This is a genomic window from Streptomyces sp. NPDC005794 (assembly GCF_042871445.1).
Lineage (GTDB): Bacteria > Actinomycetota > Actinomycetes > Streptomycetales > Streptomycetaceae > Streptomyces.
This window is the reverse complement of record NZ_JBIAIN010000020.1, coordinates 78,863-101,562: the sequence shown is the minus strand read 5'-3', so window position 1 is coordinate 101,562 and position 22,700 is coordinate 78,863. Positions and strand designations below refer to the sequence as shown.

Here is a 22,700-nt window from a genome sequence, read left to right as displayed (position 1 = left end):
GCGCGTCGGTCACGAGGTCGGCTCTCATGTGGCCGACGATCGCTCCGACTCTGCCTGAGAGTTGGACCGAGTACCCACTTCTGTGCTCACGAAGGGCATAGGGGCAGGGTGGTGGTGAGCTGGTTCAGGTTGTCGGGGTGCACTCGGATCCCGGGGAGCCAGAGGAGTTTTCCGCTGCGTGTGACCTGGATCCAGATGCTCGTGTGTTCGTGGTTCTCGTCGGTGACGGTGACGCCGTTGGCGATGGTGCAGCGGGCGTGGAGCAGGTCGTGGTGCCAGACGCGATCGGCTGAGTTGGAAGTGACGTAGGGGCGGTAGGGGTTGTAGGCCAGGGAGAGTGCGCATTCAGTCGTGCGCGGTCCCTGGCATACCTTCTCGACGTTGTGGACGACAACACCGGCATTGCCGGTCCTGTCCGCGCCTTCCTCGGAGCCCTGTGCGGCACCTGGCACGCCACGTAGAGGGAGCAGGTTCAGCAGAAACCCCACCATCAAGAGCACACCCGCTGCGGCAGCAACCGCAGCGATGGCCCCACGGCCGGACAGAGATCCGCGCCATCGGCGCCACCGAGCCAGGCAGCGGTCGCGTGACGGACTGACAGCGTCGGCGGTGGTGGCTGATTCGTCGGGAGTGGGCGGGCCAACTGTGGCGACCGGCTCGTCGGGTAGGGGTTGGCCAGTTGCTTCCCACAGCGCGCGGTACTCGGCAGGATCTGCCCCCAGCGCCCGGCACACGTCCCTCACCACAGACCACGCCGGCACTGTTTCGCCGCGGAAGTAGCGGGAGAGAGACGAGTCGCTGACACAGACCTGGGCCTCCAGACTGCGCAGTGTGCGCCCCGATTGCTGCTGCAGGCTCCGCAGAGCTGCTCCCAGCTTTCGTGCTGCCGCACCATGGTCGGGCCGTTGGCCGGTCATCGTAAAAGCCCTTCCGTAGGGCGGGCGACGGCGTCCCGCCGGCTGTCCCATGTCCCGGGACGGACACGTCCCAGCAGGTCAGGACTGTATTTATCCCGACATCGCTGAAGCAAGCGGGATCTGGTTGTAAAGGTGCGGCTACCTGCGCAAACTCGGCGTACCGGCTGAACAGATCACCCCCAAGGGTGAGCGTGCCGGTGGCCATGGCCGAGCCAACAGGTTCCGCACAGGCCGACTTCGTAGACCTACCGAAAAGGATCTTCACCATGCGCGTACGCACCGCACTGTCCGCTTTCGCAGCGACCGCCGTGGTCAGCCTCGGCCTGGCGTCGGCGGCACCTGCCATCGCTGTCCCTGACACGGCATCCCACCGAGTGGCGGCCGTCCAGGCGGCCGACGGCCTCAACATCCACCGCGGCAAGTACATGACCCTGGGCGGCTGCCAGACCGCCGGCCAGCAGGGAATCGATCGCGGGCACTGGGACCGCTACCAGTGCGCCGAGGGTTCCGCCTGGCCCTGGGTGTGGAACCTGTGGACCAACCGCTGAGTACGTAGCGTTGACGGTGGCCTCCCCCTCACGCGGGAGGTCACCGTCAACCGGCAGCAGGCATCCATCCCCGAGATGCAGGCCTGAGACTGCCGCAGGGCGTCCCGCTGTCGGCCCGATAGCGGCTCCTCCGGCATGGCAGCAGGCCTGTCCTCGGCGGGTCCCCGGCCTCGGTCCGGCCGGTGCCCGGCGGTTCCACCGCTCGACCGCGGAGTGCTCGGCAGCGAGTGCGAAGAGCTGGTCGTCGCAGGTAGCGGTCACCAGCACGACTGGAGCAGCGGCTCCTGCAGGTTTGGGCGGCAGGCTCACGGAGAGTTCGGAGGGCACCACCAGAGCCGTGGTGAGGACGATGGCCAGGCAGGCATTCCGTGTCATGTTCCGCCGCTCCGTAGGCGCGTCGGCCCGCCCGGGCCTGACGGCTCCGACGGCAGCGATCACGGAGCGACGGCCCTTGGATGATGGCGCGCGGGTCGCATGAAGCTACAGCGGCGCCTGAGGCTCGGGCGTCCAGAGGCGCAGACGCCGCCGGCAGACGTGGGGTGCGGCGCGGTAAGGGCTGGACATGGCGCAGTGATCGTTATTGGTCATATCCGGGTCATGCAAAGCCAAAGGATGTGCAATATACATTCAAGGCTTGGCGTGAACGAACAGCCTTACGAGCAAGGCGAGTTAACTTCCTTACGTGAACATGACCGCACACGCCCAGGTGCCGGTGGCGACCAGCCGCCGCGCAATGCTCCGCGCCTCCGTTGCCGCCGCTGCGGTTGCCACCACGGCCGGAAGCGTGCGCCTTGCCGGCGCTTCGCCGGCGGGCGCCGCCCCCCGGACTCCCACGCGATCCGCCCGGCCCGCCACTCCTGCCGCCGCGCTGGCGGAACTCTCTGCAGGTAACCGTCGGTGGCGCACCATCCATCAGCACCACCCGCACGAGTCGCAGGGCGTACGGCGTTCACTCGTGTCCGGCCAGTCCCCTTTCGCTCTGATACTCGGCTGCATCGACTCGCGTGTCCCGCCGGAACTGATCTTCGATCAGGGGCTCGGCGACCTCATGACCGTCCGTTCCGCCGGTGAGGTCCTGGACGAGGCCGTGCTCGGCAGCATCGCGTACGGCGTCCTGGAACTCGGCATCCCGGTGGTCGTCGTCCTCGGGCACCAGTCGTGCGGCGCCGTCTCCGCCGCCGTGCATGCCGAGGAGACGGGGGAGCACCTGCCTTCGCACATCCAGTACATAGCTGATCAGATCAAGCCCGCGATAGATCACTCGCAGATTGGCGTCGCGCGTGTGGACGCCACGGTCAGCGCTCAGGTCGAGCTGGTCCGTTCACGTCTGGCCGGCGAGGCCGATCTCGCCGCCAGGGTAGCCGCAGGAAAGCTGGAAATAGTTGGTGCGCGCTACGCCCTGGATACTCAGCGGGTCCACCGACTCAGCTGACCACGGCGGCGGCCCCGGTGTGGGTGCTCAACGCCATGTCAACCCGCTGCTGCGCGGAGCCTTCGACTTCGACAACCTCCACGTGCTTGCGGGTCGGCTCGGCGACGCCGAGTCCTCTACGACCGCCCTGAAGCCGACTTGAGTCCGTCCAACCTCTGGGCCGATGACCGCTCCTGGGTGCTCCAGTTCCTGACCGCCAGGCCGTGATTCAGGAAGCAGGTGACTCGTGGGCGGCGAGTTCTTCGGCCAATTCCATGCAGCGCAGGCGGGCCGGGGAGAAGTCGTAGGGCATCTTTCCTGTGGCTTCGAACGCGCTCATGGGCTCTTGCCCCCTGCCGGAGCTTTGGCCGGCCTCGTCCTCACCCTCATCAGCGGCAGCGGCAGCGGGGTGCGAAGTGTCCCAGGAGTCGAAGAGCGCGTCGTCGCTCTCCGCCGGGCCGGACTCCTCGATAACGGCGTGCAGCGCCTTTTCGAAGGCGTGCCGTTCGGCAGCCACCCGGGCCACGCGGGGGTCATCGACAGCGATCGTGTCGTCGAGTGCCTCCTCGGCGGCATCAATACGGGCGGAGTCCTCCCGCAGATCCGGGTGAGTGGCCAGGGCGATGAAACGGGTGGCCTGGACGGCCGCACCGAGCGGGCCGAAGATCCGCTCGGTGACCAGCAGGCTGTCCAGGTCCGCCTGGCGCAGGGAGCCCTCGGGCAGGCTCTTGAGGCGACTGGTGACGAAGTCGGAGAGCAGACCCATCCTGCTGCCCTCGGTACGCATGCGCTGCACGGCAGTTCGTTGCCGCCGCAGTTCTGCTTCCTGGGCGACGAGGCTTTCCTCCAGCCGTTCCAGAATGCTCGCGATGCTGTCGTCGCTTTCGGCACCGGCGGAAGCCGTGTCGGCGAAGGCGTCACGGATGTCGTCCAGGGCGATCCCGGCGTCGGCCGTCTTGCGGATCCACAGCAGCCGGATCATGTCTTCGTAGCCGTAGCGGCGGCGGTCGTCGCCGCCCCGCACGGGCTCGGGGAGCAGGCCGATCTCGTGGTAGTGACGGATCGCCCGCGGTGTGGTGCCGGCGAAGGCCGCCGCGTCACCGATCTTGACCTGGCGCGGCGGGATGAAGGACGAATACATGAGCAGGGGCCTTCCTCAGTGGGCCGGGACGTGAGTCCACCGGACCACATGCCGCTACGGAAGGTGCAACCCGAGTCACTCCGCCCGGCACCCGTGCCACCCCTTCTCCGTGACGATCGGTCCGCCCTCTGCCAGGACAACCAACTCAAGGCGCGCCGGCAGGTATCCGGCGGAGCTGTACGTCGGCCGCGATCAGGCCGTCGGCCTTTCGACGGGTACGCGCAGCGCCTGGTCCGCACCGCACGGGCCAGTTGGTGTGCTTCTGCTGATTCCACGCAGGCCGCGGAGGGCACCTGGCTGCGGGACGGGACAGCCCGCCCGCAGCCCACACAGGTGCGTCGATGCCGTGGGAGCGATGAGGCGGGCGAGCCGCACGCTGTCGAGGTCGACTGGGCATCGGTGAGCAGGTGGTACCTCGTCCGGTCCTATCCGGCCAGTCCCCGGAGCAGGCCCTCCAGATCGCGCTCGCCGTCGTGGGTCTGGGCGCCGTGGTCCAGTCCGCCGCGGATCAACCGCTCGGTCGCGGGTGAAACGACCTGGCCGGCCCAGGCGTCGTGCTCGCGCAGGAGACCCTCGGCCAGGTCCTCCGGGACGATGGCGCGCTTGGCCGCCGCGATCACACCCTCGGGCAGGGCGGCGATGTTGCGGGCGAGGCGGTCGACGACGGCGTCGAGATCGTCAGCAGGGACGGCCCGGTTGACCCAGCCGTAGCGCTCCGCGGTTTCGGCGTCGTACAGGTCGGCACTCAGCACCGCCTCCAGGGCGCGATTACGGCCGACCCGGTCGGCGAGGTACTGCGTGCCCCCTCCACCAGGGACGATGCCCATGAGCGCTTCGATCTGGCCTATGCCGGCGCGACCGATCGCCGCGAACGCCATGTCTGCAGCCGTGACGAACTCCGCCCCTCCGCCGCGCGCCGTCCCGGCAAGCTTGACGATGGTCACCTGGGGCTGGTGCCGGAGCAGTTCCCCCAGGGCCTGGAAGACATTGACGCCGTCCGGCAGGTCGGCCGTGAACTTCTCGAAGGCGTCCGGCGTGTCGACGAGCGACATGTCCACGTGGGCTATGAAGAACTCTGGGTCAGCGCTGTCGAAAACGATCACCCGAACCGAGTCGTCGTCCTTCAGAGTGGTCAGCAGGTGCCGGAGGTCGGCCATCAAGGCGACGTTCAGGACGTTGACGGGTGGGTTGTCGAGGGTGACGCGGGCGATGCCGTCCTCGCGGTTCACCCTCAGGGTCGCGTAGGCGTCGTGGGTCATGGAGGTCTCCGATCGGTACCAGTTACGCATCTAAGTTCCTGATGCATACTTACGATGCGAGAGTGGGCGAACCAGCGTCAATAACGCACTTTCGGCATCTCAAGGATCGCGAAGGATACCGATATGACCTTTTCTGAGACCGCCGCCGGCGCCGAAGCCGTCAACGACACCGTCTACCGGTCCGACTGCCCCAGCCGCCCGATCCTCGACCAGATCGCTGACAAGTGGTCGATGATGGTCATGGCAGTCCTCGACAAGCCCACTCGGTTCAACGAGATCAAGCGCCGCCTTGAGGGCGTGACCCAGCGGGTCCTGACCCAGACCCTGCGCCGCCTGGAGCGCAACGGGATGATCGTGCGCCGCGTGCTGCCCACCTCGCCGGTGGGAGTCGAGTACTCCCTCACCCCGCTCGGCGAATCCCTGCGGGAGCCGTTCGGCCGGTTGTACGACTGGACGGTCAACAACGCGGACGATATCCGGGCGCACCAACTGGACTATGACCGACGCGTTCAGAGCTGAGAAGGCGTGCCCGAGAGCCCCGTCGTCCTGAGCTGACTCGCCCGGCCGCCGCTGCCATCACTTCCCATCGCTTTTCGTCAGCCAACCGAGTGGGGCTGATCATCAACCGGTGCATGAGCGCCGTGGCGGGGAGGCACACAGGCGGATCTTTCGGTTGGTCAGGTGTGGTCTGGTACCGGCGGCAGCTCGGTGTGCGTGACCGTGTAGCCGCCCTTCGTCACCGGGGCGTACGGAGCGGGGGCCATGCAGGTGCCGACGGGCGCGTCCTCGGGCTCGGCCTCTCCGTCCGGCAGCAGGTTCGCTCCGTTCCAGGAGAAGCCCACGCGGTCGGCGGAGCGGCCCTTGCCCCTGTCTCCGTCGTAGACGCTCAACCCGACTCGGTACCCGACGGTGAGCGGTCCGCCAGGGCTCACCTCGGTGATGACCGCTGTCAGCGTCGCAGTTCGTGGACCGGTGACCAAGCAGTCCACCTTTCCCTTTGCCGTGTACGTGATGTCCCGCTCGGCCGAGTGGTGGGAGATGGTGATCGTCCCCTGGGCGTCGGTGGGCAGACCGGTCGGGATCGTCGGCAGCGGGCGGGTGTACGGGGCGCCATGAGCGTCAAAGGTGAACGAACGGATGTCGTCGTCCTTGTAGTAGGGCAGCACGAACTCGGCGCTTCCGACGACACTCGCACGGACCGGTTTCTCCTCCCGGTGTCCCGAGGAAGCGACGGCGGAACCGCTCAGTGTGAGACCGGTGGTGAGCGCGGCCAGGACGGCCAGCGTCCTGCGAACGGCCTGTCCTCGGGCGACTTCGTGCCCGCGCTCGAGCAGTTCCTCGGCTCCTCCACCGGGCTCTCGCCTGCCGCGGTCACCCGGCTGACCGCGCAGTGGCAGGCCGACCACAAAGCCTTCGGCGAGCGTGACCTGACCGGGGCCGACTATGTCTACGTCTGGGCCAACGGCATCCACCTGCGCATCCGCCTCACGGAAGCCAAGTCCTGCGTCCTGGTCGTCATGGGTGTGCGTGCGGACGGCACCAAGGAACTGATCGCGATGGCCGACGGCTATCGCGAGTCCGCCGAGTCCTGGGCGGATCTGCTGCACGATGCCGCCCGGCGCGGGATGCGTGCCCCTGTCCTCGCGGTCGGCGACGGCGCACTCGGCTTCTGGAAGGCCCTGGCGCAGGTGTTCCCCGAAACCCGCCATCAGCGGTGCTGGGTTCGCAAAACGGCCAACGTACTCAGACCTGCCGAAGTCAGCCCAGCCTGGTGCACGCAAGGCATTGCAGGACATCTACAACGCCGAGGATCGCGAGCACGCGGTCAAGGGCGTCGCCGCATTCGACAAAACGTACGGCGTGAAGTGGCCCAAGGCGGCTCGGAAGATCACCGACGACGTCGACGAACTGCTGGCGTTCTACGAGTTCCCCGCCGAGCACTGGGTTCGCCTGCGCACGACGAACCCTATCGAATCGACCTTCGCGACGGTCCGGCTCAGGACCAAGGTCACCAAGGGCTCTGGCAGTGCGGCCGCCGCCCTCGCCATGGTCTTCAAGCTCGTCGAGTCCGCCCAGCAGCGGTGGCGAGCGGTCAACGCACCCCACCTCGTCGCGCTCGTCCGCGCCGGAGCCCGCCTCGAACGCGGCCACCTCGTCGAACGCTCCGAGGCTCACGCGGCCTGAACTACCTCAACTGGCTCACAAGTATTGACTATTACTCAACCGAATCGGTCTATATGTAGGGCCGGATGGCCACCGTGACATCCATGTCGAAGGCGTTCGCCCCCTCCGCGGACGGCAGACCCAGGGCTCGGTTGAGCGCGCGGCTCAGGGGGCCGCAGCCACTAGTGCCCGAGGCGGCGAACTCCGCGTCCTGGGCACCGAAAACGACGACCAGGGGGTCCTTGGATATCACCCGGGTGGGATATGTGTCCTTGAGCACCAGGTGGACCGCGTCCTCATCGCTGCCCACCGAGCAGCCCGACGACGGCAGGGCCCGCAGCCCGTGCGCCGAGCCTATGGCGAACTTGATGTCGAACTCCCCGCGCCGGGCGTCGTCGGACAGGAAGTCCGAGTAGCCGCCGTACTGCGGAGTCACAGTCAACGGGGTGCCTCCCACCCGAATTGGCGCAGCGGTCATCTCCCCGAAGACCTGGCGGAATTCACCGTCCACACGGCCTTCCGCAAAGGTGATCTTCATAGCTTCGGTGAGCGGCTCGTCGACGGCGCCCATGCGTAGATGCCCCGTGGCGTGCATGACCTCGCAGCGCCAGGTCCCGGGGTCCGCACCCGCGGGCAGTTCATCGACGGTCGGACAAGCGGAGAAGCCGAACTCCGGGAGATCCGCAGCCCGTTCAGCTCCATGCGCGGGCGCGGCGCCCAGGGCGAGTCCGGCAAGCAGTGCCCCCGTAGCAGCACTTGTGAAGCGGCGGACTGCGCGATTCAAGGTCACTCGGTTCGGCGTCATGCGCCACAGCATTGCAGAGATTTATCTGCAGAGTAAGGTCTGCAGATAAATCGCTGCCATCTGGATAGACTGCCGCCATGACGAAAAAGCGGAGAGCGGAAGCCGCGGGGCGGCGCACGGTCGACAGCCCCGAGGTGCTCAAAGCCCTCTCGCACCCCCTGCGCCTGCGTATTCTGCGCCACCTCGGCGCGGCGGGCCCGGCTACCTCGACCACGCTGGCCGCCGCCCTCAGCGAGAACACTGGGACACTGAGCTACCACCTGCGCATGCTGGAGCGCAGTGGCCTCATCGAGGACATCCCCGAGCGCTCCACCGGGCGTGAGCGCTGGTGGCGCGGGGTGCGTGGCCTCGACATCCGCAGACCGCCGCAGGGTCAGCTGACGGAGGCCGAGCGCGCCATGTCGGCCGAGCTGGACCGGATGAGGATGGAGGAGGACGTCGAGCTCGCCCGGCTGTTCACCGCCGGACAGGCGGAGTCCGAAGGCTGGATGCGGGGTTCACGCAGCCTCACCCACCTCACGAAGGATGAGCTGGACGCGTTCCATGACGACTATCTAGCCCTACTCGCGCGCTATGCCCGCGAGCCCGAGGACGCCCCCGACGACGCACGACCCGTACTCCTCCGCTGGTTCGGCCTGCCCGCTGACTGACCGGCAGCAGGCCGACGAACTGTCTGATCGGCCGACTGGCCGTACGGGTGAGTTGAGAGCAGGGACCGAGTCGGGCCGCCGTCTTCACGGGCAGTCACGGTCTCCTCATACGGGCGACGTTTTGACTGCGGCCTGACCAAGATCGATCCACAGGTCTTGACAATTGCCCGCCGAGCACGATCAGCAGCCCTGACACGACTTCGATTCCTGTCAGGGTGTTCTCGTCCCAGACTCCTTGCGGCTGAGTCATGAGTGCGCCGTAGGCGACGTAGGCGTTGAGCGGGTTCGCGAGGACGACGATCACTCCCCATGGTCCTCGCAGCGCGCCGGTCACTTCGGAGCACTCCTCGCATCGCCCAGGCCCCTGTCGAAGCCACGGCCGTGGCTTCGACAGGGGCCTGGGCGTCATCAGTCTGCCGACAGGGGCCACCGTGTGCAGCGGGCGGCGACGTGTACCGCTCCTGCGCGTCGCCGGATCGGGGAACTCCAGCTTCGACGACGTCACCGTCCCAGGTTCCCTCATGTCCGACGAGTTGTCCGCCGTGTACCAGGAAGCGACCGCCGTGCTGCGACCGCCGTGGCCTCGATTCGCTCGATGTACTCGGGATTTCCGGGCCGGCCTCATGTCCTGGCCGGCCTCGGCATCCTCCGGGTAACCGACGGCCTACACGCGCGGCGCCGTCATCCCGGCACCTTGTCCAGGAAACCGCGTACGTCCTGGATCCGGCCCGATGCGTCGAGCACCAGGACGTCGAATCCGATCACCAGCGGCTCGGCTCCCTCCGGACCCAGGCCCCAGCGGAATCGCACCTGGCGATGGTGTGCGTCGGCCTCACCGATCTGGGAGAACACGAAACCCGCAAACTGCGCCTGGACTCCGTCGACGACCGCAGCGATCCCCTCGTGGCCGGACACCTCGGCCATCGGGTCGGTGTAGGTCGCCTCGGACGACCAATGCGTGGAGAGCAAGGCCGCCCGCTCGTCGCCGGTCGCGTTCCAGGTGGCCAGGTACTGCTCAACGACACCGTTCATGATTGTTTTCTTCCGTTCGTCTCGATCGGCTGATGTCCAGAATCCTGGCCCGGGACCAGCGTCCGATCCATGACCTCACAGGTCATGGCCACCCGGACACGGCCCCGTAGACTCGTAGACTCGTAGGCATGAGCGTTGCTGTCGAAGTCCCGTCGGTCGGTGTGCTGTTGCGGACCTGGCGTGAACGACGCCGGTTCAGCCAGCAGGAGCTGTCGAACCGGTCGCGGGTCTCGACCCGGCACCTCAGCCGGGTGGAGACCGGCAAGGCGCACCCGACGCCGGAGATGCTCATGCACCTCTCCGACAACCTGGATGTGCCGCTGCGGGATCGCAACCGCCTCCTGTTGGCCGCCGGCTACGCACCGCACTATCAAGATCATCAACTGGACCACGCATCGGTCTCGGTGGTGATGGACGGTCTGCGCCGGCTCCTCGACGCCCACCTGCCGTACCCCGCACTGCTGTTGGACAGTCACTGGGACATCGTCGACGCCAACGCCGCCGTGGATCAGCTGCTGATCGGCTGCGTGCCGGCCTTGCTGGAGCCGCCGATCAATGTGGTCCGGGTCTGCCTGCATCCGGACGGGCTGGCCCCCCGGATCGGCAATCTCGCGGAGTGGGGCAGCCATCTGCTGCGGGAGGTGAGTCACCGCGCCGAGCACACCCATGACCAGCGCCACCACGAGCTTGCCGCGGAGATCGCCGGATACCTCAGCAAACCCGATGCCGCCACCCCTCCCACGGGGCCGGTGGTCACCCTCGAAATCGATAGCGACGGCGACCCGCTCCGCTTCTTCAGCACCTCCGCCATCCTCAGCAGCACCACCGATGCCGCCCTGGAAGGGCTGCACCTGGAGACGTTCCTGCCGGCCGACGACGAGACCCGACGCCGCTTCGACCAGCGGTAGACCAACGTCATCACGCCCCGCAATGGCGCCGACGCGCCGCCACCGGACGGACCCCCCTGCCTCGGCCCGTCACACCGCCCGACAACAGACGCTCAGACGGTGCGCGTCATCGTGTCTCGACGAAGCACGTGACCACCGGATCGGCACCGACGCCCCACCTCGCCTCGCCGGGCCAGGTGTACCGGAATCGGTCCTTCTCGGTTCCCTCCCCGGTCCAGGCGGCGGGCGCCGACCCGTACGCGTCCCGGCATGCCTCGCCCGCCATCCGCTTCGCCTCCTTGTGGCCCGGGTAGGCGGCGTCGAACCGCGCGTGGCCGTAGACGCGGGCCTCGTGGGGCTGCGCGCAGGGGACGGACACCACTACGTCGAGGGTGCGGGTGCCCGTCGTGAGATCGGCACATCCGCCCTTCTTCATGTCACCGACCGCCATGACGGCCTTCTCGGCGTCGAGCGTCCGCTCCGAGGCCGCCGGCATGACCGGCGCGGAGGCCCCGAAACCGCTCACCTTCAGGACGGCACGCAACCCGGTCATCTCGTCCAGGGCGCTGTCCTTCTTGGTGAGCAGGCCCGAGAAGTCCGCCTCCACCTGTGTGATGCGACCCTTGGCGTCCGCGGACATACTGAGCGACACGGGCGTCGCCGTACCGTTCGGGTCGATGTCGGCGGTGAGTTCGGAGCCCAAGTCCTTGGGGAACAGACGCAGGGCGTTGAACGCGGTGAGTTTCGCCTGATAGGTGCGACCGCCCTTGCCCGCCGGCGACTCCTTCACCTTCTGGGCCCCGCTGACAACCTCCAGGAGTGTGCCGCCGAACGCGGACTCGGCCCCCCGCAGGGCGTCGACCGCGGCACCGGTTCCGAACGCGTCGAAGGACCCTTCGTATCGCAGCCAGTAGCCGGCCTCGCCCGCACGCAGCCGGATGGTGTCCGGCTCGACCGCCACCCGGGTACGGGCGGGGGCACGGCCCGCCCCCAGCCGGACGCCGAGCAGCGTGTCCTTGGCCTCCTCCGGCAGGTCGTCGGCCGGTGCCCAGTCGATGGAACCGACGGCCCGGCCGCCCGGGAAGTCGAGCCGCCCCGACGCAGTCTGCACCGTGTCGCCCGACGGCGAGTTGAAGGTCACGGTCTGGGTGAAGCTCGCGGTACGCGCGGCCTGGGTCGTCAGCAGCGCCTGGCGGGGCTGCTGCTCGACCGGCACGTCGAAGACCGGGTGGGCGGGCTTGTCGTCCGCCGAGCCGCCGGTGCAGGCGGTCAGCAGCAGGGTGGCCGAGGCGGTGACGGCACACAGCGGGAGGAGGTGGCTTCTGATCACCTCGGTTCGACCGCGCAAGCGCATGATCGGTTGCCCTGCTCCGGATAACGGAACGGTCACCCATCATGAACTGGGCGGCGCAGCAGCCACGTGGTGCACCGCTGATAGCCACGGCGTCTTCGGTGAGCGTTTCTCCGGCCGCCGATCGGAAGTTGCCGGCAGGCGGCAGGCGGGGACGAGCCCGAGGTGACCCTGAGAGGCACCGGCCGGCACCTGGAAGTCCCGGTCACAGCACGAGCGAGGCGGGGCGCACGCAAGCCCCCCCAGCACATCCGATCGGGTTAAAAAACAGGTTAAACAACAGGGTTACAACTGGTAGTGTCCGGGGAGGAGGTGGGCCGTCATGGCATCCGAGGAAGAGCTGTTCTCGAACATCGACGCACTGTTGGAGGAGGAGCCGCAGCTCCCGCCCCCGGCGGAGCGCGCCCGTCTGCGTGAGGCCGCCGGGATCACTCAGGCCCGCCTCGCGACCGCGCTGAAAACCACGACGCAGTCGGTCAAGAACTACGAGAACGGCAGGAGCGAGCCGAAGTCGCCGCGCCTGGAGGCGTATCAGCGGCTGCTGAACGGCTGGGCGGCGAGGTACCCCGCGCACACCGCTCTCCCCGCCACACCCGCCCCGGTCGCCGCGCCGCGACCGCAGGTCACGGGGACGCTCACCGGCCCGCCCGAGGTGCCCGAGGCGAAGACCACCGCACCGGTGGAGACGGCCGCCGCCCCTGCCACCGCTCCGGAGCGCCCCTCCCGCCCGGTGGCGTCGTCGCGCCGCCCTGCCGCGACCAGGACGGCGAAGCCCGTGCTGGACCCCCGCTTCCCGCACGGCCCGCTCGCCGTGCTGGATGGTGACGGCCAGGCGTACGGCGTCGACGGCATCGTGCTGGACTGCGCCGCGACCACGGTCCCGGAGCTGGTGGACTGGACCCTCAAGGAGTCCGGGCTCGGTGCACCGAAGCTGCACCGAGCCGGGAAGGACTCCGATCCGCTGATCGTCCTCACCGCGTCGGCCGCCGTGAAGCTCGGGTTGCCGGAGCGCCTGGAGGACCGCCGTGGTCTGCGTCTGGACGAGGGCCACCCGGTTGTCAAGCAGGTCACCAAGGCCAAGTGGCAGCTCACGAAGCGGGGGTTCGGCCCGTGGGCCAGGATCTACCGCAGGGCCACCGGGAGCCAACGGCAGTGCGTGCAGCTCGCGGTCCTGCCCTGGGACGCCCTCGACGAGCGGTCCTGGCCCGGGGTCACAGACATGGAGCCGGCCGACATCGCCCGCGTCCTCGGCATCTACGCCCAGCGGGTCACCACCCCGCGCGGCAGCACGGCCGTCTCGGGCCTGGAGCTGATGACCGCGCTGCGCCCGCCCACCCGCCCGGTGCGTGACGAGGCGACCGGGAACTGGGTCTCCGGCCACAACCCGGGGTCGCTGGGTGCGGAGCAGATGGACCCGGCGCCGCCGGAGGCCAGGCCCGAACACCCCGCCGCGCGGGGGTGGAAGGGCGGCTTCCTGCACGAGGAGGCGTACCAGTGGGTGCGCGACGTGCCGCTGCTGTCCGATGAGGAGTGCCTGCTGCCGTACGCGGTCGGCCTCGACCTGAACACCGCGTTCCTCGCGGCCGCGGCGAGGCTGACGGTGGGGCTCTCCGCGCCCGACCACTTCCACGCCCCGACGTTCAACCCGAAGATCCCCGGCTCCTGGCTGGTCGACCTCTCCCATGTGGAGCTGGACCCGCGCCTGCCCAACCCCTTCACCCCGGAAGGCACCCGTCCGACCGGCCCGGCCTGGTACCAGACGCATACCGTCGCCTACGCCCAGGAGCTCGGCCACAACGTCCATCCGATCGAGGCGTACCTGCGCAGGGAGACCGGCGCGTACCTGGACCCGTGGCACGACCGGCTCAAGAACGCGTACGTCGACACCCTCGCCGACCTCGGCGTCACCAAGGAGCTGACCGACACCGAGTTCCTCGCGGCGATGGAACAGCACAAGGCCGTCGACCCGGCCCTCACCGCCGTGCTGGCCGCGATCAAGGGCACGGTGAAGGGCGGGATCGGCAAGCTCTTCGAGAGCCCGCAGGGCAAGGGCTACAAGGACGGCGACCCGTGGCCGGCGATGCAGCGGCCGACCTGGCGCCCGGACATCCGCGCCGCCGTGATCAGCAAGGCGCGGGTCAACATGCACCGCAAGCTGCTCAACATGGCGAAGATGACGGGCCTGTTCCCGCTCGCCGTGCTGTCCGACTGTGTCGTCTACCCCTCGCCCGGCCCGAGTCCGCTGGACTTCCTGCCGTACGCCGCGTCCGGCAAGCCGCAGCCGGGCGGTTTCCGCCTGGGGCCGACTCCGGGCCTGGCGAAACTGGAGGGCGTCCAGGAGATGGCGTGGGCGGTCGACCTGATGGAGAAGGGCTTCAACCCGGCCCGCCACATCAAGGGCAACGGCCACGACGCCGTCTTCGACGAGGGTGAGTAGGCCGTGACCACCGACACCACCGAAGGGCGCTGACCACCGTGAAAGAGATCGAAGACGCCATCGAGCGGGCCGACCGGGAGGCGTTCACCCGGGAGCCGCCCAAGACCCTTCAGGGGCGCATCAACTACCTGCTGAAGCAGTTGGGCAGCGCGAAGGCCGTCGCGGCGGAGCTCGGCATCACGGCCGACTCCGTCAACCGCTACCGGCGCGGCGCGAGGAAGAACCCACCCAAGGACATCGCCTCGAAGATCGACAACGCCGTCCGCTCCCGCTGGCAGCCCCTGGTCCGCAAGCGCCGGCGCAAGCAGGCCGCCGCCACCGGCATCACCGTGGAGACCCGCGCCCGGTTCGGCTACACCGCGCCGGTCGGCACGACCGACGACGGACGCTTCCGTCGCCTCACCGTCCGCCTCCCCGCACCGTACGCGCAGCGCCTGTTCGACGCCCGCGACGCCGGAGCAGGCGACCGGGTGATGCGTGGGATCATCGCCGAAGGGTTCAAGGACGTCTATTTCCAGGATGGCGGAGTGCGCGCCGTGGGACTCTCGGACGTCGAGATCAACGACATCGACTACCTGGACCTGGACTACTGAGATCTGGGCACGATACGGCCTGAGAGACGCCGAGGTGAGCCGAAGCACGATGCTTGTCACATAGGCGGGCTTGCTGTCACCGTAGGCTTCGACCAGGTAGCGGTTGCGGTAGACGAATCAGTGGTCGGTCGTCACCGTATCCGGGATGAAGAACGGCAGGCCGGCCAACGGGTGCCCGGCGCCACTCCAACTGCTCGCCCCAGTCCGCCCCGGCGGGAGCTGCCGAAGGTCACAGCGCCGGATACCCCTAGCCGGACACGGGTGTCAACTGCTCATCCGCCCACTCGGCGAAGGTGGTGAGCGGGATGCCCAACTCCTGGGCGAATGCGGGTCGGGCGGGCTGGAGGACCACGTTGTTCCACTCGTGTCCGGCTCCCCACCTCGGCATGCCCGCGTCGAGGGCCTCTTCCATGTTCATGGAGGGCGCGGTCACGGGCACGCCCCAGGCCGCGGACAAGGTCTGCGCAATCTGCTCCATCGTGCACAGGTCGCCGGCCAGTTCCAGTTCCACCTGGTGGAACCGGTCGGGGTCCCGGAGGGCGTGCGCCGCGGCCATGCCGATGTCCTGCACGGCCACCAGGGCCAGTTCGGTGTCCGGCTTCAGTACCGTCAGCAGTCCGCCGCGGGGCCCATTGGGCGCCAGCAGGGGTAGGTTCTCCATGAAGAAGGCAGGCTTGATCACCGTCCAGCGGGCAAACCCCGCACCACGCACCGCCTCCATGATCGCCTGCTTGGTGTGGAAGTAGTCCGCCATCGCCGCCCAGCGGCCCTCGGCCCAGCCGTCGACCCGGGTGTGTTCACCGACTCCACTGGTCGAGGACTGTACGAACTGCCGTACTCCTCCGGCCATTGCCGCGTCCACCAGGTTGGTGGCCTGGGCGAGTTCGCTCGCGAAGTCCACGCTGGTCTCGGTCATGGGCGGCATCTGCACCGAGAACACCGCGCGGACCCCCTCGACCGCCGGGCCGAGGGAGGCCCGGTCGGAAAGATCCGCCCGCACCAGTTCGGCGCCCAGCGCCTCGATCGCCTGGGCGGGTTCCGACGACGGATCGCGTACGAGCGCGCGTACGGGCACCTCGGCGGCCAGAAGTGCGCGAGCCGTGGCCCCACCTTGCTGGCCGGTGGCGCCGGTGACCAGGACGATATCGCTGCTGCTGGGCATGGTTACTGCTCCTCACGGATCGGAGAGGCAAAACGGCGGGGCCCGCCGCTTTGCCTGCCGCTAAGATATGGCGGGGGCCGCCGTTTAGCAATGAGGAGATCATGACCGGTCAGCGCTCGGACGCCCGACGCAACTATCAGCGCATCCTCGCCGTCGCCGAAGCCGAGGTCGCCGCGCACGGCGCCGAGGCATCCCAGGAGCAGATCGCCCGCACCGCAGGCGTCGGTTCGGCGACCGTGCGCCGTCACTTCCCCACCCGCCGTGCTCTTCTCGAAGCCGTCTTCCAGGAACGCATCGAGGGCCTGTGCGAGCGCGCCCACCGGCTGAGTGCGACCAAGGACGCCCGCACCGCACTCCTGGAGTGGCTCCACTCCTTCGTCCTCTACGCCGTCTCAGCCCGCGGATTCGCCCATATCCTCAGCTACGAGCCCCCCACCGAAGAGCCCTCCCCGAACAGCTGTGGCAGCAGAATCGAAGCGGCCGGAACTCCCCTGCTCCAGCGGGCCATTCGCGACAAGGCGGTTGCACCGCACGTCACCTTTCACGACCTGCTGACCCTCTCCGTCGGCATCGCCCTGGCCACAGAGCACCACAAGGACCCCGATATCCAGGCCGGCCGCCTCTTCCACCTCGCTGTGGAAGGGCTCAGTCCTGAGCAGAGCACAGCCGGGGCGCCCGGGAACTCCGGCTCTTCGGCCCTGGTGACAGAAAGTCTGCCGAATGAGCGCGTGTGACAAGTGGGATGCCTCATCGGTGACGACCAAGCTGCCTCGGCCGGCCCTCTCCGCCGGCTCATCCGGCGTCGCCGGTGACAACTCCTGAGCTTCGGCTTACGAGGTGTGACTGAGCGTGCTATCTGGCCCCTGAGCGTGATAGTCGACCTCTTGAGCGGGGCAGATGGCCTGCGGGGTAGCGGACGGCGCGCTGGCAGTTTCCGTGCGACCTTGCCCCGCTCCTTGACCGGCTGGAAAGCCGATCACCCTCACTCACTGCTACGTCAGGCCGCTGGGTATGCACGGATATCGTTCGCCAGTACGTATGTGAACAGCGCGAGTTCGAGGGTGAGGACCTGATGGTGCGAAAGAACGGACGAAGACTGGTGTCGGCGGTGGCGCTCCTGTCGGCGACAGGACTGACCGCAGGGTGCGGGGACAGTGCCGAGCCCGTCGAAGCCGGGAGCAGGCCGGGGCCGGCGACGAGCACGGCAGCCGGTAAGGCTGCGGAGCACTCCGAACCGCTGACCGCTGCCAAGCTGAAGGCCGCGCTGCTCACCGCGGACCAGGCCGTCGGTTTCGAGATCACGGGGAGCAGTTCTCGGGACGGGGCTGAACCGGACTCCTCCCTCGACGTCAAGGAGACCGTCTCCCCGGAGGTCTGCCAGCATGTGAGGGAGGCTGCCAGGGGTGATGGTGAGGAGGCTGCCGCAGCCTCGTCGATCATGTATCGGGCCGGGACCCCCATGGCTCCCATGAGCACCAACCTGATGAGCTATCCGGAAGGGGCTGCACGGGCCCGCATGAAGCAGTTGCGCGAGGCCGTCGGGGCATGCAGCCGGTTCAGCTTCAGCAACACGATCGGAAAGGCATCCGTCACGACCGAGACGCTGGACGTCCCGGCCCTCGGGGAGAACGCACTGCGCTACCGGACCCTGTCCCGGTTGGACAACGGAGGCTTCAACTGGACCCTGGTGACCGCCGTACGGGTCGGAGGCGTCATCGCGACGGTGCACGTCCTGGACACCACCGGGCCGATCTCACCCGAAAAGCTCGCCACGTTCAAGCCGGATCCGGGCCCCGACGAGGCGGTCATCGCCACTCTCATCGAGAACGTCACCACAGCCCGGAGCACCTGAACTCGACCACGGCCCGCCGCACGCCTCGGCTCGTTGAACGCATCGACGTTCTCGCGATCCGGCTATAGCTACCCTCGAGCACGCCTTCTCGCCCGTAAAACACCTTCGCCTCGGCGGGCTGGGAACTCTGACCAGCACGCCACCGTCCATGCCCGAAGCTGTGTCCCGCGTGTGCACGTGGTTGGCCGGACAGGCCAACTACGCCGCTCAGTCACACGAGGTGAGCCGAAGCACAGTAGTAGTGATGGCGGAACATTCCGTGACGCCGATGCGGCGGGCCGCCGACGAACGTGTGAGCTGGCAGCACAACCTCAGCCCAGCCCTCGCCCGGTGACGGTCTACTCGAAGGGAACTGTGAGCCCTGTGCGCGAGCTTGCCGGCTTCGCGGCCTGCCCGCGCGTTCGCCTGGCGGTCCGGTCAGCAGCATCGCCCAGGCCGCTGACGCGTGGCATGTTTCGCTCGCATTCCGTTCCACCCCGACTACGTCGGACAGGCGCGCGCGGAGTCCTTGCGGGCCGCGACGATGGCCGCAGGCGCGGCCACGAAGGCGAGGGCGCCGCACAGGACGGCGAGGATCGGGTAGCTGGCCAAGGCGACGACGATGCCGGAGGCCAGGCCGCCGGCGACGCCCGCGACGGCGATGGCGACGTCGACCAGTCCTTGGACCTTGGCGCGGGTGGCCAGGGGTGTGCTGTTGGTGACGATGGCGGCGCCGGTGACCAGGCCGAAGTTCCAGCCGACGCCGAGCAGGACGAGGGCGAGGGTGATCAGGGTGATGGAGTGGCCGGGTGCGAGGGCGGCGGCTACTCCGGCGGCGAGCAGTGTGCCGGCAGTCACCAACCTCATGACGGTGGCGCCGAATCGGTCGACGAGGCGGCCGGCCAGTGGGGACGGCAGGTACATGGAACCGGTGTGCAGGGCGATGACCAGGCCGGATGCGGCGGTGCCGAAACCGTGGGCGTGCATGTGGATGGGGGTCATGGTCATCACGGCGACCATGAAGAGCTGGCCAAGGACGAGGACCACGACGCCGACGAGCAGGCCGGGGCCGGGCCGGGCGGGGGAATCCGATGATGCGCTCTCGTCCGAGGCCACGGGCAGGGTGCGGGCGAGCACCAGCGGGTCTGGGCGCGGCCACAGGAGGAGGGTGAGTGCGGCCAGGGTGAACGCGACCGTGGAGAGGAGGAACAGGCCGGTCAGTTCGGGCAGGTGAAGCGCGGTCGCAAGGTGCCCGGCGGGGGTGGCGAGCAGTGGTCCGGCGATGCCGCCGGCGGTGGTGGCGACGATGACGGTGGAGGTCGCGCGGGCGCGCTGACGGGGTGCGGCGAGGTCGGCTCCCGCGTAGCGGGCCTGGAGGTTGGACGTGGTGCCGGCACCGTAGAGGAACGGCGAGTGGTGCCAGGCACTCGAGGGCGGCGGCACTGGCCAGGAGCGCCGCCGCCCAGCGCGGCGGTCAGGCAGAGCCGCGGCGTCCAGGCTTACTGGGCACGGCAGGTCCTGAGGTAGCTGAGGAACGATGCCTGCAACCCGGTCACGTGCGTTTCGTGCATGAGTGCGCTGGTGACGGATCCGCTGCGTGAGGTGAGGCGGTGAAGGAACGTGGCCGCGTTCTTCGCGAGATTCTGGTAGACCGCCATGTCTCCGAGGATCTCTCGGTCGTTGAAGGTCACGTGAAGCTTGGTAGCAGGCAGGGTGTCACCCATTGCTTGAAGACGAGCGAAGACCTGGCTGTCCGTATGGACAATGCCGGGGCTGCCCGCGCCGATGCTCTCGAAGAAGGTGCTATTGGTGAGCCAGGCGTAGAGACTGAAGAGTCCGCCGTAGGAATAGCCGAAGAGGCCGTGACCGCTCGGGGCTGTGCCGTAGTCGCGTTCGATCCGCGGGTGCAGTTCGTCGGTAAGGAAGTTCAGGAACATATCCCCGCGGCTGTCGCTCAATTCAGCGAGGTAGGCGTCGGCTTGCTCGCGAGTCATCGTGCCCGCTTCGACCCCCATCTCCACCGCATCGATGTACTCCTTCGCGATGGGTTCGCCGGGGGGCACGAGGTCGCGGTTGCGCAACCGCTCCCAGTGCTCCGCTTCCTCGCCCGCGTAACCCACGCTGACTTGGACGTAGGGCTGAATCGCCTGCATGGGGTCCAGTTGCGTGACGATGAGTGGGGCGGTCATGCCCACGGCCCAGTTGCCGTCGAGCACGTACACGACAGGCGCTTGCGCCGCGGCAGGGTCGTAGCGCGGTGGCGTGGTGACCCATACGCCGTAGTCGTGCCCACCGCTGGAGCGCATCTCGAAGTAGTCGGTGTGGGCGAGGCAGCCCTGCCACATGGTGCTCATCTGAGGTCCTTCACGATTCGGCCGGCCTGGATTACGAGGACGGCGTTGGTGGGGTCGGAGAACAGTTCTGGGTCTTCGAGCGGGTTGCCGTTCCAAAGAACGAGGTCTGCCTGCGCGCCGGGAGTGATGACACCCACCTGGCCGGACAGGCCGAGGATCTCGGCGTTGGTCCGGGTCGCAGCCACGAGCGCTTCCATCGGCGTCTCGAGGGCTGCGCGCAGGCTGAGTTCTTTGCCGCGACGGTCCTGGGCCGGACCGATGAGATCGGAACCCAGCCCGATCCGTACTCCTGCCTGCTTGGCGACAGCGAGCGCCGTCGTCATCTGCTCGCCTGCGCCCTTGGCCCGGTCGCGGGTCGACTCGGCGAGACCGGCTCCGGCAGTGTCGTGCAGCAGTTGCTCGACGACAGCGAACGTGGGCACGAGGGCGACCTCGCGAGCGGCCATCAGGGTAGCTGTGGATTCGTCGAGGCCAGTGCCGTGCTCGACACAGCGCACCCCGGCCTCGACCGCATTTCGTATGCCCTCGTTGTTGTGGGCGTGCACTGTCACATAGGTGTTCCGTGCCGCAGCTTCTTGAACTGCGACAGCGATCTCTTCGACGGTGAACTGGGTGTCGGTCAGCCGATCATGCGCGCCCACCACTCCGCCGGTCACGCAGAGCTTCAGGAAGGAGGCTCCGCGACGGAAGGCTTCGCGGACGTTGTGCCGCAGCTCGTCCGCGTTGCCCGCCATCATGGAGAGGGCGCACAGGCCCGCGATGTGGTGGCTGCTCCACAGCTCGGTGGGTTCCCATTCGGCTCCGTAGTAGCCGTGCCCGCCGATCTGGCACTGAACAGGTCCGCACGACAGGACGCGCGGCCCTCTGACCTTGCCCTTCGCGATCGCGGTGACGACACCGCCGTCGATCCCGCCGGTGTCGCGAACGGTGGTGAAGCCGGCGTCGAGCGTCGCGCCGGCCGTGGCGAAGATGTCCGCCGCGATTTCGGCGGCGCTTATCTGAAACGAGAAGTGCGGCTGGATCGGGCTCGACAGGCCAAGGTGGACGTGAGCGTCGATCAGGCCGGGCGTCATCGTCAACCCCTCGGCGTCGAGACGCTCGCCGTGCGCGCTGGAGGCACCGAGTTGGGTGATGCGGCCGTTCTCGACAGTGATGTCGAGGTTGCTGGGATCGCGCCCCGATCCGTCGATGACCGCCGCGCCGACTACATGAACAGGTCCCATAGTCGATCCTCCGCCGTTGCGAGATGGCTGCGACCATGTGCGAAGCAACATGGAACCGCCAAACTTCTTTTCCAATGGATAAACTGTGGGAGTGATCCTGTCAACCTCGGAACGCAAGGGCAGCGCGCGCGAGCGACTCCTGGCACGTCTTCTCGACGCCTTCGGCGAGGCCCTTCCCCCGCCGGAGATGTCGCTCCGTGAGATCGCCGCCCGGATCGAGACCAGCCACGCCCTGTTGCGATACCACTTCGGGTCACTCTCGGGCGTCTTGGCCGCCATGCTCAAGGCGCAGCGATCCCGTGACAACGAGGCGCTTCTGGAGGCCGCCCAGCAGGGCACCTTCGACGATTTCGTCGGGGCGATCTGGCGTACTTACACCCGGCCAGAGCAGCTGTCGCGTGCCCGTGGCTTCTTCTACGTCGTCGGACTGGCCGCGTACGACCCCGAGGACTTCCGTGAGTTCGTGGGGTCGATCGGCGACCTGACCGTGACGCTGTCCTCACTCGCGGAACGCGAAGGGCTCGACTCGAAGGAAGCGCGAGATGTGGCCACCGTCACCGTTGCCGCGATTCGCGGCCTCCTCCTGCAGGAAGTCCTGACTCCCGGAACCCGCTCGGAGGACGCGCTCGCCTTGATCCTGCGCATGAGAGAGGACCGGTCCGTTCCACGATCACGTCCGGAGCGTTAAGTGAGCGTTTGGTTCTCCGATGTCTGTTTCATTTGGCCTAGGTGTCACGCCAGTTGGGGGTGGTCTCGTGGGTGAGGCGGCGGGTCATGAGATTGATCGCGGACAGCTGGATCACTGCGGCTGATCGGTGGGGGTTTCGTAGTCGCGGGCCAGGCGGCGGTGGTACATGAGCCAGCCGAGGGTGCGTTCGATGCCCCATCGGCGTGGCTGGACGTGGAAGAAGCTCGGCAGCGCCTCGCACGCACAAC

Annotated in this window: 22 protein-coding genes and 3 pseudogenes; 11 read left to right on the top strand and 14 right to left on the bottom strand. The window is 68.1% G+C overall.

What is annotated here, in order from left to right:
* Nucleotides 1-86 precede the first annotated feature (86 nt).
* A complete protein-coding gene (locus ACFYQ5_RS28325; RefSeq protein ID WP_389201678.1) occupies nucleotides 87-452 on the bottom strand; it encodes a hypothetical protein in 366 nt (121 codons plus the stop codon).
* A 297-nt stretch (nucleotides 453-749) separates the two neighbouring features.
* Nucleotides 750-917: pseudogene (locus tag ACFYQ5_RS28320) on the bottom strand (helix-turn-helix domain-containing protein); the annotation flags it as partial.
* 266 nt (nucleotides 918-1,183) lie between these two features.
* On the opposite strand from ACFYQ5_RS28320, the gene ACFYQ5_RS28315 reads away from it, so the two are divergent.
* Nucleotides 1,184-1,465 carry a hypothetical protein gene (locus ACFYQ5_RS28315; RefSeq protein WP_389201597.1) on the top strand — a complete coding sequence of 94 codons (282 nt, stop codon included), beginning with the start codon at nucleotides 1,184-1,186 and terminating at the stop codon, nucleotides 1,463-1,465.
* A 688-nt stretch (nucleotides 1,466-2,153) separates the two neighbouring features.
* Nucleotides 2,154-2,897 carry a carbonic anhydrase gene (locus ACFYQ5_RS28310; protein ID WP_389201674.1) on the top strand — a complete coding sequence of 248 codons (744 nt, stop codon included), beginning with the start codon at nucleotides 2,154-2,156 and terminating at the stop codon, nucleotides 2,895-2,897.
* A 208-nt stretch (nucleotides 2,898-3,105) separates the two neighbouring features.
* Here the strand turns inward: ACFYQ5_RS28310 and ACFYQ5_RS28305 are convergent, their stop codons facing one another.
* Together ACFYQ5_RS28305 and ACFYQ5_RS28300 are read right to left on the bottom strand one after the other, a co-directional pair.
* On the bottom strand, nucleotides 3,106-4,017 hold the full coding sequence (locus ACFYQ5_RS28305; RefSeq protein ID WP_389201595.1) for a MerR family transcriptional regulator: 912 nt from the start codon (nucleotides 4,015-4,017) through the stop codon (nucleotides 3,106-3,108).
* 425 nt (nucleotides 4,018-4,442) lie between these two features.
* Nucleotides 4,443-5,276: an enoyl-CoA hydratase/isomerase family protein gene (locus ACFYQ5_RS28300; protein WP_389201593.1), complete on the bottom strand. Its 834-nt coding sequence runs from the start codon at nucleotides 5,274-5,276 to the stop codon at nucleotides 4,443-4,445.
* A 123-nt stretch (nucleotides 5,277-5,399) separates the two neighbouring features.
* On the opposite strand from ACFYQ5_RS28300, the gene ACFYQ5_RS28295 reads away from it, so the two are divergent.
* A complete protein-coding gene (locus ACFYQ5_RS28295) occupies nucleotides 5,400-5,795 on the top strand; it encodes a winged helix-turn-helix transcriptional regulator (protein WP_389201591.1) in 396 nt (131 codons plus the stop codon).
* A gap of 158 nt (nucleotides 5,796-5,953) precedes the next feature.
* Here the strand turns inward: ACFYQ5_RS28295 and ACFYQ5_RS28290 are convergent, their stop codons facing one another.
* Nucleotides 5,954-6,442, bottom strand: coding sequence for a hypothetical protein (locus ACFYQ5_RS28290; RefSeq protein ID WP_389201590.1), 489 nt, complete (start codon nucleotides 6,440-6,442; stop codon nucleotides 5,954-5,956).
* A 126-nt stretch (nucleotides 6,443-6,568) separates the two neighbouring features.
* Between ACFYQ5_RS28290 and ACFYQ5_RS28285 the strand changes: the two are divergent.
* A pseudogene (locus tag ACFYQ5_RS28285) lies at nucleotides 6,569-7,460 on the top strand (IS256 family transposase); the annotation flags it as partial.
* A gap of 49 nt (nucleotides 7,461-7,509) precedes the next feature.
* On the opposite strand, the gene ACFYQ5_RS28280 reads toward ACFYQ5_RS28285, so the two are convergent.
* On the bottom strand, nucleotides 7,510-8,034 hold the full coding sequence (locus tag ACFYQ5_RS28280) for a hypothetical protein (RefSeq protein ID WP_389201588.1): 525 nt from the start codon (nucleotides 8,032-8,034) through the stop codon (nucleotides 7,510-7,512).
* A 287-nt stretch (nucleotides 8,035-8,321) separates the two neighbouring features.
* On the opposite strand from ACFYQ5_RS28280, the gene ACFYQ5_RS28275 reads away from it, so the two are divergent.
* A complete protein-coding gene (locus ACFYQ5_RS28275) occupies nucleotides 8,322-8,894 on the top strand; it encodes an ArsR/SmtB family transcription factor (RefSeq protein WP_389201587.1) in 573 nt (190 codons plus the stop codon).
* Nucleotides 8,895-8,988: 94 nt separating this feature from the next.
* On the opposite strand, the gene ACFYQ5_RS28270 is transcribed toward ACFYQ5_RS28275, so the two are convergent.
* Both ACFYQ5_RS28270 and ACFYQ5_RS28265 read right to left on the bottom strand, forming a co-directional pair.
* The gene (locus tag ACFYQ5_RS28270) at nucleotides 8,989-9,198 is read right to left on the bottom strand and encodes a hypothetical protein (protein ID WP_389201585.1); all 210 of its coding nucleotides are present in this window, start codon (nucleotides 9,196-9,198) and stop codon (nucleotides 8,989-8,991) included.
* A 377-nt stretch (nucleotides 9,199-9,575) separates the two neighbouring features.
* Entirely contained in the window at nucleotides 9,576-9,926 is a 351-nt protein-coding gene (locus ACFYQ5_RS28265; protein WP_389201584.1) for a nuclear transport factor 2 family protein, read from the bottom strand.
* Between the two features lie 128 nt (nucleotides 9,927-10,054).
* On the opposite strand from ACFYQ5_RS28265, the gene ACFYQ5_RS28260 reads away from it, so the two are divergent.
* On the top strand, nucleotides 10,055-10,834 hold the full coding sequence (locus tag ACFYQ5_RS28260; protein WP_389201582.1) for a helix-turn-helix domain-containing protein: 780 nt from the start codon (nucleotides 10,055-10,057) through the stop codon (nucleotides 10,832-10,834).
* 106 nt (nucleotides 10,835-10,940) lie between these two features.
* On the opposite strand, the gene ACFYQ5_RS28255 is transcribed toward ACFYQ5_RS28260, so the two are convergent.
* Complete coding sequence (locus tag ACFYQ5_RS28255) at nucleotides 10,941-12,143, bottom strand: hypothetical protein (protein WP_389201581.1); 1,203 nt, start codon at nucleotides 12,141-12,143, stop codon at nucleotides 10,941-10,943.
* Nucleotides 12,144-12,486: 343 nt separating this feature from the next.
* Between ACFYQ5_RS28255 and tap the strand changes: the two genes are divergently transcribed.
* Nucleotides 12,487-14,601 (top strand): telomere-associated protein Tap, encoded by a 2,115-nt coding sequence (gene tap, locus ACFYQ5_RS28250; RefSeq protein ID WP_389201580.1) that lies wholly within the window; start codon nucleotides 12,487-12,489, stop codon nucleotides 14,599-14,601.
* Between the two features lie 38 nt (nucleotides 14,602-14,639).
* Complete coding sequence (gene tpg, locus ACFYQ5_RS28245; protein ID WP_389201578.1) at nucleotides 14,640-15,194, top strand: telomere-protecting terminal protein Tpg; 555 nt, start codon at nucleotides 14,640-14,642, stop codon at nucleotides 15,192-15,194.
* Nucleotides 15,195-15,441: 247 nt separating this feature from the next.
* Here tpg and ACFYQ5_RS28240 read toward each other — a convergent pair whose 3' ends face one another.
* Nucleotides 15,442-16,356, bottom strand: a complete 915-nt coding sequence (locus ACFYQ5_RS28240) for an NmrA/HSCARG family protein (protein ID WP_389201577.1) — start codon at nucleotides 16,354-16,356, stop codon at nucleotides 15,442-15,444.
* 101 nt (nucleotides 16,357-16,457) lie between these two features.
* Between ACFYQ5_RS28240 and ACFYQ5_RS28235 the strand changes: the two genes are divergently transcribed.
* Entirely contained in the window at nucleotides 16,458-17,090 is a 633-nt protein-coding gene (locus ACFYQ5_RS28235; RefSeq protein ID WP_389201575.1) for a TetR/AcrR family transcriptional regulator, read from the top strand.
* A 338-nt stretch (nucleotides 17,091-17,428) separates the two neighbouring features.
* The gene (locus ACFYQ5_RS28230; RefSeq protein ID WP_389201574.1) at nucleotides 17,429-18,208 is read left to right on the top strand and encodes a hypothetical protein; all 780 of its coding nucleotides are present in this window, start codon (nucleotides 17,429-17,431) and stop codon (nucleotides 18,206-18,208) included.
* A gap of 480 nt (nucleotides 18,209-18,688) precedes the next feature.
* Here ACFYQ5_RS28230 and ACFYQ5_RS28225 read toward each other — a convergent pair whose 3' ends face one another.
* Genes ACFYQ5_RS28225 through ACFYQ5_RS28215 form a run of 3 tightly spaced genes read right to left on the bottom strand, consistent with a single transcriptional unit; the run spans nucleotide 18,689 to nucleotide 21,839 of the window.
* Nucleotides 18,689-19,630, bottom strand: a complete 942-nt coding sequence (locus tag ACFYQ5_RS28225) for an MFS transporter (RefSeq protein ID WP_389201572.1) — start codon at nucleotides 19,628-19,630, stop codon at nucleotides 18,689-18,691.
* A 56-nt stretch (nucleotides 19,631-19,686) separates the two neighbouring features.
* A complete protein-coding gene (locus ACFYQ5_RS28220) occupies nucleotides 19,687-20,541 on the bottom strand; it encodes an alpha/beta hydrolase (RefSeq protein ID WP_389201571.1) in 855 nt (284 codons plus the stop codon).
* Complete coding sequence (locus tag ACFYQ5_RS28215) at nucleotides 20,538-21,839, bottom strand: amidohydrolase family protein (protein ID WP_389201569.1); 1,302 nt, start codon at nucleotides 21,837-21,839, stop codon at nucleotides 20,538-20,540. The genes ACFYQ5_RS28220 and ACFYQ5_RS28215 overlap by 4 nt, the downstream gene beginning before the upstream one ends.
* 10 nt (nucleotides 21,840-21,849) lie before the next feature.
* On the opposite strand from ACFYQ5_RS28215, the gene ACFYQ5_RS28210 reads away from it, so the two are divergent.
* Nucleotides 21,850-22,452 (top strand): TetR/AcrR family transcriptional regulator, encoded by a 603-nt coding sequence (locus ACFYQ5_RS28210; RefSeq protein WP_389201567.1) that lies wholly within the window; start codon nucleotides 21,850-21,852, stop codon nucleotides 22,450-22,452.
* 37 nt (nucleotides 22,453-22,489) lie between these two features.
* Here the strand turns inward: ACFYQ5_RS28210 and ACFYQ5_RS28205 are convergent.
* Nucleotides 22,490-22,671 (bottom strand): annotated as a pseudogene (locus ACFYQ5_RS28205) (IS5/IS1182 family transposase); the annotation flags it as partial.
* Between the last annotated feature and the right edge of the window lie 29 nt (nucleotides 22,672-22,700).

What these genes read in the sequence shown, in the direction of transcription:
- ACFYQ5_RS28315 (WP_389201597.1), top strand. Translation starts at nt 1,184, where the DNA reads ATGCGCGTACGCACCGCACTGTCCGCTTTCGCAGCGACCGCCGTGGTC.
- ACFYQ5_RS28310 (WP_389201674.1), top strand. Translation starts at nt 2,154, where the DNA reads ATGACCGCACACGCCCAGGTGCCGGTGGCGACCAGCCGCCGCGCAATG.
- ACFYQ5_RS28305 (WP_389201595.1), bottom strand. Translation starts at nt 4,017, where the DNA reads ATGTATTCGTCCTTCATCCCGCCGCGCCAGGTCAAGATCGGTGACGCG.
- ACFYQ5_RS28300 (WP_389201593.1), bottom strand. Translation starts at nt 5,276, where the DNA reads ATGACCCACGACGCCTACGCGACCCTGAGGGTGAACCGCGAGGACGGC.
- ACFYQ5_RS28295 (WP_389201591.1), top strand. Translation starts at nt 5,400, where the DNA reads ATGACCTTTTCTGAGACCGCCGCCGGCGCCGAAGCCGTCAACGACACC.
- ACFYQ5_RS28280 (WP_389201588.1), bottom strand. Translation starts at nt 8,034, where the DNA reads ATGCACGCCACGGGGCATCTACGCATGGGCGCCGTCGACGAGCCGCTC.
- ACFYQ5_RS28275 (WP_389201587.1), top strand. Translation starts at nt 8,322, where the DNA reads ATGACGAAAAAGCGGAGAGCGGAAGCCGCGGGGCGGCGCACGGTCGAC.
- ACFYQ5_RS28265 (WP_389201584.1), bottom strand. Translation starts at nt 9,926, where the DNA reads ATGAACGGTGTCGTTGAGCAGTACCTGGCCACCTGGAACGCGACCGGC.
- ACFYQ5_RS28260 (WP_389201582.1), top strand. Translation starts at nt 10,055, where the DNA reads ATGAGCGTTGCTGTCGAAGTCCCGTCGGTCGGTGTGCTGTTGCGGACC.
- tap (WP_389201580.1), top strand. Translation starts at nt 12,487, where the DNA reads ATGGCATCCGAGGAAGAGCTGTTCTCGAACATCGACGCACTGTTGGAG.
- ACFYQ5_RS28240 (WP_389201577.1), bottom strand. Translation starts at nt 16,356, where the DNA reads ATGCCCAGCAGCAGCGATATCGTCCTGGTCACCGGCGCCACCGGCCAG.
- ACFYQ5_RS28235 (WP_389201575.1), top strand. Translation starts at nt 16,458, where the DNA reads ATGACCGGTCAGCGCTCGGACGCCCGACGCAACTATCAGCGCATCCTC.
- ACFYQ5_RS28230 (WP_389201574.1), top strand. Translation starts at nt 17,429, where the DNA reads ATGGTGCGAAAGAACGGACGAAGACTGGTGTCGGCGGTGGCGCTCCTG.
- ACFYQ5_RS28220 (WP_389201571.1), bottom strand. Translation starts at nt 20,541, where the DNA reads ATGAGCACCATGTGGCAGGGCTGCCTCGCCCACACCGACTACTTCGAG.